This window comes from Hylemonella sp. P2_B10 (genome assembly GCF_056404875.1).
Window position 1 is genome coordinate 1,345,807 of the sequence record NZ_JBFUDE010000001.1, and the last position, 13,131, is coordinate 1,358,937.

The 13,131-nt window shown below is 66.9% G+C and carries 10 protein-coding genes; 2 read left to right on the forward strand and 8 right to left on the reverse strand.

The window, feature by feature from the left end:
- Nucleotides 1-18: 18 nt before the first annotated feature.
- The 3 genes from AC1DX2_RS06380 to AC1DX2_RS06390 form a co-directional block, all read right to left on the reverse strand.
- Nucleotides 19-1,491, reverse strand: coding sequence for a hypothetical protein (locus AC1DX2_RS06380; RefSeq protein WP_477195446.1), 1,473 nt, complete (start codon nucleotides 1,489-1,491; stop codon nucleotides 19-21).
- Between the two features lie 68 nt (nucleotides 1,492-1,559).
- Entirely contained in the window at nucleotides 1,560-2,405 is an 846-nt protein-coding gene (locus AC1DX2_RS06385; protein ID WP_477195447.1) for an SDR family NAD(P)-dependent oxidoreductase, read from the reverse strand.
- 48 nt (nucleotides 2,406-2,453) lie between these two features.
- A complete protein-coding gene (locus AC1DX2_RS06390; protein ID WP_477195448.1) occupies nucleotides 2,454-3,527 on the reverse strand; it encodes an NHL repeat-containing protein in 1,074 nt (357 codons plus the stop codon).
- 319 nt (nucleotides 3,528-3,846) lie between these two features.
- Between AC1DX2_RS06390 and AC1DX2_RS06395 the strand changes: the two genes are divergently transcribed.
- Complete coding sequence (locus tag AC1DX2_RS06395) at nucleotides 3,847-4,593, forward strand: hypothetical protein (protein ID WP_477195449.1); 747 nt, start codon at nucleotides 3,847-3,849, stop codon at nucleotides 4,591-4,593.
- Nucleotides 4,571-5,374, forward strand: coding sequence for a 2-keto-4-pentenoate hydratase (locus AC1DX2_RS06400; RefSeq protein WP_477195450.1), 804 nt, complete (start codon nucleotides 4,571-4,573; stop codon nucleotides 5,372-5,374). The genes AC1DX2_RS06395 and AC1DX2_RS06400 overlap by 23 nt, the downstream gene beginning before the upstream one ends.
- A 4-nt stretch (nucleotides 5,375-5,378) precedes the next feature.
- On the opposite strand, the gene AC1DX2_RS06405 is transcribed toward AC1DX2_RS06400, so the two are convergent.
- The 5 genes from AC1DX2_RS06405 to AC1DX2_RS06425 all read right to left on the reverse strand — a co-directional run bounded on the left by AC1DX2_RS06405 (nucleotide 5,379) and on the right by AC1DX2_RS06425 (nucleotide 12,980).
- Nucleotides 5,379-6,098 (reverse strand): SCO family protein, encoded by a 720-nt coding sequence (locus AC1DX2_RS06405; RefSeq protein ID WP_477195451.1) that lies wholly within the window; start codon nucleotides 6,096-6,098, stop codon nucleotides 5,379-5,381.
- Nucleotides 6,095-6,895: a formylglycine-generating enzyme family protein gene (locus tag AC1DX2_RS06410; RefSeq protein ID WP_477195452.1), complete on the reverse strand. Its 801-nt coding sequence runs from the start codon at nucleotides 6,893-6,895 to the stop codon at nucleotides 6,095-6,097. The genes AC1DX2_RS06405 and AC1DX2_RS06410 overlap by 4 nt, the downstream gene beginning before the upstream one ends.
- Nucleotides 6,896-6,920: 25 nt before the next feature.
- Nucleotides 6,921-8,420: a copper-containing nitrite reductase gene (gene nirK, locus AC1DX2_RS06415; protein WP_477195453.1), complete on the reverse strand. Its 1,500-nt coding sequence runs from the start codon at nucleotides 8,418-8,420 to the stop codon at nucleotides 6,921-6,923.
- A gap of 110 nt (nucleotides 8,421-8,530) precedes the next feature.
- Nucleotides 8,531-11,242, reverse strand: a complete 2,712-nt coding sequence (locus AC1DX2_RS06420) for a putative bifunctional diguanylate cyclase/phosphodiesterase (RefSeq protein ID WP_477195454.1) — start codon at nucleotides 11,240-11,242, stop codon at nucleotides 8,531-8,533.
- Nucleotides 11,243-11,270: 28 nt separating this feature from the next.
- Nucleotides 11,271-12,980, reverse strand: a complete 1,710-nt coding sequence (locus AC1DX2_RS06425; RefSeq protein WP_477195455.1) for a methyl-accepting chemotaxis protein — start codon at nucleotides 12,978-12,980, stop codon at nucleotides 11,271-11,273.
- Between the last annotated feature and the right edge of the window lie 151 nt (nucleotides 12,981-13,131).

Consider the following 13,131-nt stretch of genomic DNA (forward strand, 5'->3'; position numbering starts at 1 on the left):
CTCCAGCGGCCGGCTGTTTCAGGGCGGCAGCAAGCCCGAGGCCGCAGCGGATGCCTTGCGCGCCTGCAGCCCGGCCACAGCTTTGGCCATGTTGTCGCTGTACTCCGCTTTCAACTCCGCAACCGTTTTGCCGCTGCCCGCAACAGCCTCGCGCATGGCCTGCAACTCGCCCTGCCGGCCCAAGGCGCGCAGCCATGTGCCATGCGCGACCACGGCTTCGCAGGATTGACCGCTGATCTCGTCGGCTTGAGGCGTCCGCATTTGCAAGGCAATGGCTGCAGCCAGCGTGTCGCGCAGCGGCTGCGCCACCGCCTGGTAGCGCGCGTCACTCCAACCGGCCTGCTGGCCCACGCGCGCGGCGATCAGCGCGCCCATGGCGCTATCGGTGTTGCGGCTCAGCGTGTCGGCCAGCGTGGCGCACAGCTGGCGGCGGTTGCCGTCCTGCATGCTAGCGGGGTTGCAAGTGCCCGCCAGGGTGCCGCTGAAAGCCTGGGTGCCGAACTGCAGCATGGTGAGCCGGCTGGCGAGCTGGTCGCGCACCAGGTCCGCGGCGTTGCCCTGCGCTTGCGGCACATCACGCAGCAGCCAGGGCATCACTGCGCCGGTATAACCACGCTGGTACTTGGCTTGTGACGCTCGGTACAGCGCCTCGTACTGCGCGCCGGCATCCTTGGCCGCCTGGGCGCGGCCCATCAGCAGCAACCAGGGCTGGGCGTTGTCGGGTTCCAGCCGCGCCCACTGGGTGAGCAGGTCGGTCTTGCAGGCGGCCACGCCCTTGTAGGTGGGCCAGTTGCACAGGTCGTTGGCCAGGGCCAGCAAGGCCGGGTCACCGCCCTGCTGGGCCATGCCCACCAGCTGGGTCAGCGGTTGCGTGGCGGCAAAGGCCTCGGCCTGCCACAGCTGTGCCTGCTGCTCGCGCTCGGCGCGGCAGGCCAGGTCGTTAGCGGTGTTGCCGGCGCTGGCGGGCTTGGACGTCGAGACGCCGGGGATGTCCGGCAACTCGCAGGCACCGCTGCGCGTGGCGGCCAGTTCCTCGTGCATGCCAGTCCACAGCGGCGCGGTGGTTTGCAGCAGCAAGGCCGCTGCACGCGCCTGCGGCTCCGGGCGACCGGCCAGCTCGCGCGTCAGCGCCTGGCCACTTTCACGCAAATCGGGCAGGCCATCGGGGTGCACCCGGCCGGCCATCAGGTCGCGCAGCTTGTACACGCCCACGCCGCACAGCTCAACCTCCTCCGGCCCCGGCTTGCGCCGCGCGGTGGCCGGGGCGGAGGCGGCAAAGTCCACCAGCGGCGCCGGTTGCGCCGTGCCCAGCCAGGGCTGCGGACGCGGCCCGAACAGCATGCGCACCGGCTCGGCCACCGGCCGGTACATCCGGTACAAGCCATAGCCCAGCAGCGCCAACACGGCCAGCGTTATCAGGGTGAACAGCGGAAACCGGCGCCGGGGCGCGGCGCGGCGACCCGGCTGAGGCTCAGGACTGGTGGGGCGCATGTTCTGGTGGACTCCCTGGCTGGCAATGCCCCGCGAGCATACACGCGGGCGGGCATGGCCGCCTCGCTTCAGCGGCGCGGCTTCAAGGCCTGCAGGATGCGCCCGTAGGACACCGGGAACAGCCGCTGCAGCCCATACAGCAGCCAGGCTCCACGGCCGTAGACGATGCGCTTCTTTCCACGCGCCACGCCTTGCAGAATGGCCCGCGCCATGTGCTCGGGCGGCGTGGTCAGCAGCTGGTCGGTGTGGGCAATCAGTTCGTGTTCGGTGGCGTCGGCGTTGACCGACATGCGAGCCTTGTGGCCTATCGCCGTGCGTATGCCACCGGGGTGCACGCAGGTGGCTTGCACGCCTGTGCCCCGCAACTCCTGCCACAGGCATTCGGTCAGCGCGCGCACGCCGAACTTGCTGATGTTGTAGGCCGCCTGCCCCGGTATGGCGACAAAGCCGAACACGCTGCTGATGTTGATGATGTGCCCCGCGCGCTGCGCCAGCAGCATGGGCAGGAAGGCCTTGGTGCCGTGGATCACGCCCCACAGGTTGATGTCCAGTTGCCAGGCCATCTCGTCCAGCGTGGCATGGGCCACGGTGCCCACCAGCGACACGCCGGCGTTGTTGAAGACGAAGTGCGCGGTGCCGAAGTCGCGCTGCACCTCGGCGGCGTGCGCCAGCACCTGCTCGCGCTTGGCCACGTCCAACACATAGGCGCGCATCTGGGCACCGCCTTGACGGGGTGACTGCGCCTGCGCCAATGCCAGTGTCTCGGCCAGGCCGGCCTGGTTGACGTCAGAGATGGCCAGTTGCGCACCGGCCTGCGCCAACTGCACCGCCAGCGCGCGCCCTATGCCACTGGCCGCGCCGGTGACGACCGCGACCTTGCCGGCGAATGCGCCGTTATGGGGGAAATGCGCCATGCTGCCACCTCTTCCATTGCGCGCCGGGTGGCCGGGCGGGCCGCCCGGTCAGAACTGCGGCGACAGCGAGGTGACAGCGCCAGTGGCGATCACCACCTTGCGGATCTTGCGGTTGCCGCTGTCGGCCACGTACAGGTTGCCCTGGCCGTCGCTGCACAGGCCGTAGATCTTGCCAAATCGCGCGGCTGCCGCCGTGGCGTCGACCAGCCCGGTCTGGCCAGCGGTGCCAGCCAGCGTGGTGGTGGCGCCAGTGGTCAGGTTGACCTGGCGTATGGTGTAGTTCTGCGAATCGGCGATGTAGGCATTGCCCCCATACACCGCCACACCCGTGGGGCCGTTAAAGGTGCTGGTGGCGCCGGTGCTGGCGTCGGTGCTGCCTGCCACGCCGGTGGGCGAGCCGGCCAGTGTGGTGACCACGCCGGTGGCGATCACCACCTTGCGCAGCGTGTGGCTGAGCGAATCAGCCACGTACAGGTTGCCGCCGTCCACCGCCAGGCCGAAGGGGTTGTAGAAGCGCGCGGCATTGCCGGTGCCGTCGGTCTGCCCGATCTGGCCGGCCGCACCGGCGATGGTGGTCACCACGCCGGCCAGCGTGACCTTGCGGATGGTGTCGTTGTTGCTGTCAGACACATACAGGTTGGTGCCGTCGGTGGCGATGCCCTTGGGGTTGATGAAGGACGCCGCCGCACCGGTGCCGTCGGCACTGCCTATCGCCTTGGCGGTGCCGGCGATGGTGGTCACCACGCCGGTGGCGGTCAGCTTGCGGATGGTGTTGTTGCCGGTGTCGGCGACATAGGTGTCGGTGCCTATACGGACCACGCCGTACGGGTAGGTGAACGAGGCCGCGGTGCCGGTACCGTCGGCACTGCCCGAGGTGAAGGCCACGCCAGCCGGCACGCCGGTGACGCTGGTGGCAATGCCGATGGTGCGCACCACATGGCCATCGGAATCGGCCACCGTCAGCGAATTGGCGCCGGCGTCATAGGCAATGCCCACCAGGACGGAGGTGCCCGTGGGAACGACGCTCACCAGCCCGTTGTTGTCGCTGCCGCCACAGGCGGTCAGCGCGGCGGCAACTGCCAGTGAAAGGCTCAGGGTACGGAATAGGGGTTTGTGGATCAACAAAATACTTCACCTCAGTCAATACACCCAGCCGGCACGGCCGGCGGGCAACGCATGGATTATGCGGCACAACCATGCCCCAGCCCGGTGCGGGCCTGTCCTGCCGCCAGCCAGGGTGTGACCGGCAGCACAGCGCCGGTAACAAATGCATTGAATATTTACGGCCGCTTTACCAAAATACGCACAGGCGGCTTCGCTGCGGCGCAACAATGCGCCTCAAAATCGCTGCTTCAGGGAAGAGAGCATTACAAAAATGGGGGTGCCTATGGGCCAAGCCGCTGCTCGCGCAATTCAGACCGGCCACACCGCTGCCGCTGCCATGGCGGCTGCCGCGCCGCCGACAAACCACACCGCCGCACCCGGCCCCTGGCCAGCCATGCGCCAGGCCCTGCGGCTGCACTTGCAGGTGCTGACCGACCGCTTGCCCTGCCACCTGCACGCCGCCAGCGTGCAGCGGCTGGCCGCAGCCCATGCCAGCGCCCATGTGCGCGCCCTGTCCGAGGCTGGCGCGCCGCCGCAGCCGCTGTACAACTGCGTGATGCATGCGCTGGACCTGGTGGGCCGCTTCGAGCCGCCGCTGCAGCGCCTGCAGGGGCTGGAGTACCGCTATGTGGTGGACACCGCCTTCCTGCGCCAGGCGCTGGCGCTGGGTGTCATAGACGGCGAGCGCAGTCTCGCAGAGGCCATGCCGGGCGACCTGGTGGTGTATTTCGGCCGCAGCGACCACCCGCGGGCACGCCTGCCACGCCATGTGGGCAAGTACCTGGGTCGCCACAAGGGCATGGACCTGTGCGTGTCCAAATGGGGACCGGGCGGTCTGTATGAGCATGGCCTGTGGGACTTGCCGCTGCAGTTGGGCGACAGCGCGCGCTTCTTCCCCCCGCCGCAACCACACCGGGTGCTGGCGCTGCTGCACCGGCGCGAGCCCGGGCTGCGCATGGGGCCGGCGCGAGCCGACAGCGCAGCCAGTTCCCCCAAACGGCGCGCACCGCCGTACACTGCGGTTTTTGCCGGTCACGCCGAGTTGGCGCCGGCACACCGCCGTGACCCCGCAACAACTGCTTGAACACATAGACTCGGGCCAGCCCTGGGACTGCCCCAAGGGCGGGGTGGCCGGTGGCGACTTGGCTGCGGGCTACCGGCTGGGCCTGGCCGTGCGCGCGCTGCGGCTGGCACGGGGTGAGCTGCCGCGCGGCTACAAGATTGGCTTCACCAACCGCACCATCTGGGAACGCTACCAGGTGTTCGCGCCGATCTGGGGCACGGTGTACGACAGCACGCTGCGCTACTGCGACGGCCATGGCGTGCTGGACCTGACCCCCACCTGCCTGCCGCGCATCGAGCCCGAGTGCGTGTTCGGCCTGCGCGCCACGCCCGCGCCCAACGCCACGCTGGACGACCTGTTTGACGCCATCGCCTGGATGGCACCGGGCTTCGAGATCGTGCAAAGCCACCTGGACTGGAAGATGACGGTGGACGACGGCGCGGCCGAGAGCGGCCTGCACGGTCGCCTGTTGGTCGGCCGGCAAATCCCGCTGCGCCAGGTGGCCGCCAGCGCCGCCGAGCTGGACGCGCTGCTGGCCGCCAGCACGGTGCAGCTGTTCCATGGCGATGATTTGAAAGACGAAGGCCGTGGCAGCAATGTGCTGGACAGCCCGTTGCGTGCCTTGCAGCATTTCCTGGCCGAGCTGCGCGAGTGCCCCGGCGCCGCCGAACTGCTGCCCGGCGAGGTGGTGACCACCGGCACCTGGACCGACGCCTGGGCCGTGCAGCCGGGCGAGCACTGGCGGGCGCAATTCAGCGGGCCGCTGGGGCAGCACGGGCCGCTGAAGGTGGACTTCCGCTAAGCCTTCAACCCGCGGCGCGCTGGGGCAGTGATCGGCCCGCGACGCGCGGGCTGGTGGTTTGCAAGGTCTTTTTCACCAGCTTGATGAAGGCCGGGTCGCGCGCGCCCATCTTGCGGGTGCTGCCAACCACGCGGCCTTCGCCATCCAGCAACACCAGCACCGTGCTGTGGTTGAACTCGCCATCGGGCAGCAAGCGGTACTGGATGCCCAGCGTGGCGGCGATCTTGCGCACGCTGGCCTCGTCGGTGCGCGCCAGCGTCCAGTGCGTGGCGTCGAGCTGGCGCGATTCGGCCATGCCCTTGAGCGACTTCACGTCGTCGCGCGCCGGGTCGAAGCTGATCAGCAGCATGGACAGTTGGGCCCGCTCCTGCGGCTTGAGCGCCTCTTCGGTCAACACCATGGTGTCCATCAGCATGGGGCAGACAAACTTGCAGCTGTTGTAGAACATGCTGACCAGCATCGGCTGGCCGCGCCGGGCGTCCAGCGCAAAGGCGTGGCCGTCCTGATCGGTCAGTTGCGCGCTGAGCTGGTAGACCGAGTTGCCGGGCAACGCCTTGGCGGCGGGGGCCGCCGCCACCAGGGTGGCCGCCGCCTGCGGCTGTACTTGTACCTGCGCCCGCGCGACAGGACTGGCCGCAAGCAAGCCGGCCAGGGCCGCCGCCAGCAACAACGGCAGCGGCAACTGCGCGAAGTCATGGCGGGGGGTGTGGGGAATCAGGTTCATGGTGTCTCCTTGTGCAGGGGCCGCACGCAGCGAAACCCCAGGTTGTTGGTGGTGTTGGCGCCGCCCAGCGAGGACAGCAGCGCCACCCGCATCAGCACGGCGAAGTTTTCGCGGTCCTGCAGGCTGATGGCACCCGCCCCGCAGTACTGCAATTGGTCGGGGTCGCCCTGGTTGCGGCTGTCGGCGCTGACCAAGAGCGCGTTGAAATCATCCACCCATTCCCACAACAGGCCGTGCAGATCGCGCACGCCGTAGAAGTTGGGCGCGCCGCCCACGGCGGCCAGCGGCTGGCCCGACGGCAGCGCATACCAGTGCAGGATGGCGGCCCGCCAGGCCGGGTCCTTGCGGGCATCGGCGCGGCTGGTGTCGGCGGCGGCCACGTACTCCCACTCGTACCAGCTGGGCAAGCGGGCGCCTTCGCTCTCGCAATACGCCTGGGCGGCAAACCAGCTGACGTTGGTGACGGGCGCGGCCGCAGCCGGTTTGCTGGCCATTGGGCGCAGGTAACCGGCATCGGCAAACACCACCGGCACGCGGCCGCGTTGCCACTGCGGGCGGGCCTGCGTGAAGGCCTGGAACTCGGCCACCGTGACCGGCGTGGCGCGCATGGCAAAGGCACCCAGCTTGACGGGTGCATCGGCATTGCCGCTGCCGGCCGCCAGCACGCTTTGCAACGTGCCGGCAGGGATGGGCACATAGTCCGCAGCCGACGCGGTGCCATGGGCCAGCGCCAGCAGCAGGCACACCGCGGCCAGCGCCGGGCGGCGACCGGTGTGTGGACGAACTGGCGTACGCATGGTGGTCACCGGTGGGCCTGCGGCTTCAATGCTCGGCCGGCTTGTTGGCGGGCTTCTTCGCGCGCTCGGTCTTGACGTCAGACGCCTTCACCTGGCCGCCCTTGTTGTCGAAGCTGTTGAGCACATAGGTGAGGATGTTGGCCACCTCGTCGTCGTTGAGCTGGTTCATGGGCGGCATCACCGAGTCATAGTCTTTGCCGTTGACCTTGACCTTGCCGGACAGGCCGTGCACCACCACGCCGATGTTGCGCGCGGGGTCACCGGTCAGGAAGTCAGACTGCGCCAGCGGCGGGAACACACCGGGCAGGCCCTTGCCGTCGGCCTGGTGGCAGACCGAGCAGGTGCCGTTGAACAGCGCCTTGCCGGCGTTCACCTGGTCGGCCAGCGTGAGCTTGCCGCTGGCGGCGTTGGCGGTGGCGGTGGTCACGGCTGCCATGTTGGGCGCGTCGCGGTCACCCAGGTAGACCGAGTCGACCTCCTTGCCGGAGTAGATGGCCTTGTTCTCCGGCCCGTCCACCTTCATGATGGCCAGCGCACCTTTGTTGAAGGCGCGGAAGATGGAGTGGTCCACCATCACGTAGCTGCCCGGCACCTTGGCGCGGTATTCCACCACGGCGGCGCCGCCGGCCGGGATCAGCGTGGTCTGCACGTTGGTCTGGAAGTTGGTACCACCCTCGAAGCGCACTTTCTCAAAAATGGCGCCGATGACGTGGAAGCTGGACACCAGGTTGGGCCCGCCGTTGCCGACGAACAGGCGAATCTTCTCGCCCACCTTGGCCTTCAGGGCCTTGTCGCCGGTCAGCGCACCTTCGGCACCGTTGAACAGCACATAGGTGGGCTTCTCGTCGATGGCCTTTTCCATGTCGAAGGGCTGCTCGCCCTTCTCGCGGTACTTGCCGGTGGTGTAGAAGTCGCCCTGCATCACGTAATACTCATGGTCCACCTTGGACAGGCCCTCGGGCGGCTCGACCAGGATCAGCCCGTACATGCCGTTGGCCACGTGCATGCCCACCGGTGCGGTGGCGCAGTGGTAGACGTAGATGCCCTCGTTGAGCGCCTTGAAGGTGAACTGCGAGGCATGCCCCGGCGCGGTGAAGCTCGACGCGGCGCCGCCGCCCGGGCCGGTGACACCGTGCAGGTCGATGTTGTGCGGCATCTTGCTACTGGGGTGGTTCTTCAGGTGAAACTCCACCGTGTCACCCTGGCGCACACGGATGAAGCTGCCCGGCACGGTGCCGCCAAAGGTCCAGAAGGTGTAGCTGACGCCCTCGGAGATCGGCATCTGCTTTTCCACCACCTCCAGATTGACGATGACCTTGGCAGGGTACTTGCGGGTGATGGGTGGCGGCACGTGCGGCGGGCTGGTCAGCACGGCCTGTATGGGAGCGCCCTGCGGCGGGCCGAAGTCGCCCGCGTCCTTGTAGGGCGCCTTCGCGCCGGGTGCGGCCAGCACCAATGCCGGCGCCGCCAGCGCCAAGCTGGTGGCCAGCAACGCTTTTAATATGCATTTGAAATGTATCTTCATGATTGATCCTTGTCTTGTGGATGTCTGCGATGGTATTTGCCGGTGCGCCGTGTGCATTGATCCAGCGCAAGGGAAATGCACGCAGTGGCACGATCGGCGCTGAGCCCGCTTCAGGCAACGGCCAGCTTGAGCGCTGGCGCAATGGCGATGTGCCGCCACGGCGCATCGGCTTGCCAGCGCACCATCCAGGGCTTGAATTCAGCCGCCGGCATGGGCTTGGCCACGCCATACCCCTGGGCCAGGCGACAACCCACGGCCAGCAGGGCGGCGCCGTGTTCCATGGTCTCCACACCCTCAGCGATGACTTCGCGGCCGAATACACCGGCCAGTTGCACCACCGCTTGCACGATACCGCCACCGTCTTCGTCCGTGAGCATGTCGCGCACGAAACTCTGGTCTATCTTCAGCACATCCACCGGCAAACGGCGCAGGTAGGACAGCGAGGAATAACCGGTGCCAAAGTCATCCAGCGAAAAATGCACGCCCAGCGCCTTGCAGCGGAGCATCAACGCCACCGCTTGCTCCATGTCGTCCAGGGCGGCGGTCTCCAGCACCTCCAGCTCGAAGTGTCCTGGGGGCAGGCCGGGGTGTCGGCCCAGAGCCTCTTGCAGTTGCAGGTAGAAATCAGGATGCAACAGGTGATGGGCGCTGATATTGACGCTGACGCGCAAGTCCAGCCCTTGTGAATGCCACTGCTCGGCCTGGTCCATGGCAGCCTCTATCACCCACTGGCCCAAGGGTTGCTCCAGGCTGCTGCCGTTGACATGGGGCAGAAAGACACCGGGCGCCAACAGGCCGCGCTCGGGATGGTGCCAGCGTATCAGTGCTTCAGCGCCCACCACCTGGCCACTGACCAGGTCCACCTTGGGTTGGTAAAACAACACAAATTCACGCCACAGCAGCGCGGTGCGCAACACATCCAGCATCTGGCGATGCTGTTGCGCGCGCTGGTCACTGTCGTGGTCGAACAGGTGATACCGGTTGCGGCCCGACTCCTTGGCCACATACATGGCCTGGTCGGCATGGCGCAGCAGGGTGTCGGCGTCAGCCTCGTCCTCAGGGAACAGCGTCACGCCTATGCTGGCCGTCACGCTGACGTCACGCTGCTCCAGTCTCACCGGCTTGCCCACCGCCAGCAGGATGCGGTCCAGCGCCTGGCCGCAGGCCTCCAGCGAATCCACGTCAGTCAGCAACAACACGAACTCGTCGCCGCCCAGGCGTGCCAGCGTGTCATCGCCGCGCATTTCCTTGCGCAGGTTCTGGGTGACGCCCAGCAGCAATGCGTCACCGGCAGCGTGACCGTGCTGGTCGTTGATGGCCTTGAACCCGTCCAGGTCCAGGAAGCACACGGCCATCATGCGCTTGTTGCGGGCGCAACTGAGCAGCGCTTGCGTCAGCCGGTCGGCCAACAAGCGGCGGTTGGGCAAACCAGTGAGCGGGTCGTAATGGGCAATGCGGTTGAGTTCCTCCTCATGCGACTTGTACTTGCTGATGTCGGTGAAGATGCCCACATAGTGTTGTAGTGCGCCAGCGGCATCGCGCACCACCGAGATCGACAGCAGCTCGGCGTACAGTTCGCCGTTCTTGCGCCGGTTCCAGATCTCGCCGCGCCAAAAGCCGTGGTCCTGGATGGAGGACCACATGGAACTGAAAAAGGCAGTGTCATGCCGGCCCGATGACAACATGTGCGGGGAGTTGCCCAGCACTTCATGGGGTTCGTAGCCGGTGATGCGGGCAAAGGCCGGATTGGTTCTGATGATCCGCTGCTGCGGGCTGACCACCATGATGCCTTCCTGGCTGCTGTCGAACACAGTGGCGGCCTCGCGCAAGCCCAACTCGGCGCGCTGGCGCTCGGTGATGTCGCGCGAAATACCAAAAAGCCCCTTGACCCGCCCTTGGTCGTCCAGCACCGGCCCCTTGGTGACCAGGAAATGGCGTGCCACACCATCATGAAAAGTCAGCGCCTCTTCGTGCGTCTGAATACGCGCACGCTGCATGACGGCGCTGTCTGCCTCCATCAATTGGGCGCCAAAGGGCGACGGGAACAATGCCCTGTCATCCTGGCCCAGGATCTCGCGCGCCGGCTTGCCCATCATGCGCGCTCCGGCTTCGTTGACCATCAGGTAGCGGCCCTGCGCGTCCTTGACGAACACCGCGTCCGAAGTCCCGGACACCACCGCGTCCAGCAGGTCCCGGTTGCCCTGGGCCTTGGCCTGCGATTGGCGCCGCAGCTCCGTCACCAGGCTGACAGCCACGCCCGTGATGGCCAGCGCCGTCAATGCCAGCACATTGGCGGCCTGAACGTTGTGCAGATAAAGCACGGCGGCACCCGCCCCAAGAGTGGTCACAGCCGTGGCCAGCAGGCCTGGCAACAGGCCACCAAACAAGGCGGCAAGCACCACCGGCAACACCAGCAGGATCATCAAAGGTTTCTGCTCGGTCCCCAACGCCTGGCGCAACAGCAGCGCACTCAGCGCCAAGGCCAGCGCCAACAGATAGGCGTCCAGGCTGGGGCGCCTCGCTGTGCTGCCGCCCTGGGCCACGAAACTGAGCACTGGGGCCTGACCCTTCCCTTCCGGCAGATTGGCCACCGCCCGCAACGCGAGGTGCAGCAGCGCCGTTGTGGCGAGCACGAAGAACACGCCTTTGACGGTCGACAACCACCGCATGGAACGCGCGTCGACGAATCCTTCCAACAGCTTGTCCGACGCAAAAATCCAGATCAAGGCGAGGACGAAATAGCCCACGGTGCTGGCCCGGATGAAGCGGGCGCGCGGGGTATCTGGCAGCAGGTGAAAACCGAATTTTGGGCTGCGCAGCATGGTGTGTTCTCCCCCTGTTTTTTTGAGTTCAGGCCGCGTGCGCCAATTGCAACCGCGCACTGGCGGTGATAGGTCGACCAGCACCGGCAACCGGCAGCACAGGACGCGGCGCGCCAGCCGCATGCAAGGCGCCGGCCTTGCTGGCCCGGCGCAGGTCCACCGCATCCACCTGGGCGACGGTGGACTCGCCAGCCCTCAGCCGGAACAGCCGCATGGCGTTGCTCACGCCCTCAACTTGCTGGGTAAGCGCGCCGGCGGTGGCCGCCAACTCTTCCACCATGGCGGCGTTCTGCTGCGTGATGGAATCCATCTGCGTGACGGCATCGTTGATCTGCGAGATGCCCAGCGTCTGTTCGCGTGACGTGTTGGCGATCTCGTCAAGCACGCTGTTCACCTTGTGCACCGCCTGCTGCGCCGACTGCATGCGCGACAGTGCCTCACGCGTCTGCGCACCGCCATTGGCCACGCGTTCGGACGACTCGGCGATCAGCCCCTTGATCTCCTTGGCGGCAGTGGCGGAGCGGCCAGCCAGCGCCCGCACCTCGGCGGCCACGACGGCGAAACCACGGCCCTGGTCGCCGGCGCGTGCGGCTTCCACGGCCGCATTCAACGCCAGGATGTTGGTCTGGAACGCGATGCCTTCGATCACCTGGATGATCTCGCCCATCTTCCCGGAAGACTGGGCGATGGCCTCCATGGTGCGGGCCACCGTCTGCACGGCGTCGTTGGAGCGGTGCGCAACCTCACTGGTCTCGCCCGCCAGGCGTGAGCCCTGGGCAGCCGCTTGCGCGCTTTGCTGCACCGTACCGTGGATCTGCTCCATGGAGGCGGCGGTCTGCTCCAGGTTACTGGCCTGGGCCTCGGTACGGGCGGACAAGTCCTGGTTGCCTTCGGCAATCTCACGCACAGCCACCGTGAACTGGTCCAGGTCGTCACGCACATCGCTGACCACGGTGCGCAGGTTCACTGACATTTGCATCATGGCCTGCTGCAGTTGCCCCACCACGCCAGCGCCACCTGTCTGCACCGCATGCGCCAGGTCACCTGCCGCCAGGTGGTTGGCATCTTCCAACACACTGCGCATCGGGCGCAGCGCCAGTGCCCAGATGGTCCACACGGCCCCTGCGGCGGCGACGCCGCCCATGACCAGCAACACCGGCCACGGCAGCGCCAGTGCCACGCCGCCCAGCAGCAGCAAGGGCAGCAGACACTGCACCAACGCCAGCTGGGTCAACGGCCCAGGCCTGAACAGGCGCTGCAAGCGACCCACCAGGTCCTGGCGCACCACTTGGCCTTGACGCAACACATGCGTGAGGCGACCGGACTGCGCTTCGCCGCGCATGCGTGCGTACAAGCCCTCCGCAGCATCTACAGACGCACGGTCCGGGCAGGTGCGCACCGACAGGTAGCCGGTGATCTGGTCGCCATCCACCATGGGCGTGGCGTTGGCACGCACCCAGTAGAAGTCGCCATTCTTGCGGCGGTTCTTCACCAAGCCGGTCCAAGGCCGCCTGGCCTGCACGGTGGCCCACATGTCGCGAAACGCTTCCTCTGGCATGTCGGGATGGCGGACGATGTTGTGCGGCTGGCCCAACAGGTCAGTGGATTGGTAGCCGCTGACGGTAACAAAGGCCGGGTTGCAGTAAGTGATGCGCCCCTTCAAGTCAGTGACGGACACCAATGTCTGCTCGGCGGGAAACAGATATTCCTGTTGCGAGACGGGAAGGTTTGTGCGCATGGCGGCTCCTTGGGTGTGGATGGCAGCCAGTGTGTGTGCGCCACCGTGCAGGATGCTTGACGAGCGTCAAGCCAAAACCATGATCTGGCGCAAGAAACCGCGCATACGTCGCGCTGCCACGCTTGACACAGTTCTGCCAAGAAAAAAGGGC

Coding starts and splice junctions, on each gene's coding strand:
- AC1DX2_RS06395 (WP_477195449.1), top strand. CDS start 3,847: ATGGCGGCTGCCGCGCCGCCGACAAACCACACCGCCGCACCCGGCCCC.
- AC1DX2_RS06425 (WP_477195455.1), bottom strand. CDS start 12,980: ATGCGCACAAACCTTCCCGTCTCGCAACAGGAATATCTGTTTCCCGCC.
- AC1DX2_RS06410 (WP_477195452.1), bottom strand. CDS start 6,895: ATGCGTACGCCAGTTCGTCCACACACCGGTCGCCGCCCGGCGCTGGCC.
- AC1DX2_RS06385 (WP_477195447.1), bottom strand. CDS start 2,405: ATGGCGCATTTCCCCCATAACGGCGCATTCGCCGGCAAGGTCGCGGTC.
- nirK (WP_477195453.1), bottom strand. CDS start 8,420: ATGAAGATACATTTCAAATGCATATTAAAAGCGTTGCTGGCCACCAGC.
- AC1DX2_RS06420 (WP_477195454.1), bottom strand. CDS start 11,242: ATGCTGCGCAGCCCAAAATTCGGTTTTCACCTGCTGCCAGATACCCCG.
- AC1DX2_RS06405 (WP_477195451.1), bottom strand. CDS start 6,098: ATGAACCTGATTCCCCACACCCCCCGCCATGACTTCGCGCAGTTGCCG.
- AC1DX2_RS06380 (WP_477195446.1), bottom strand. CDS start 1,491: ATGCGCCCCACCAGTCCTGAGCCTCAGCCGGGTCGCCGCGCCGCGCCC.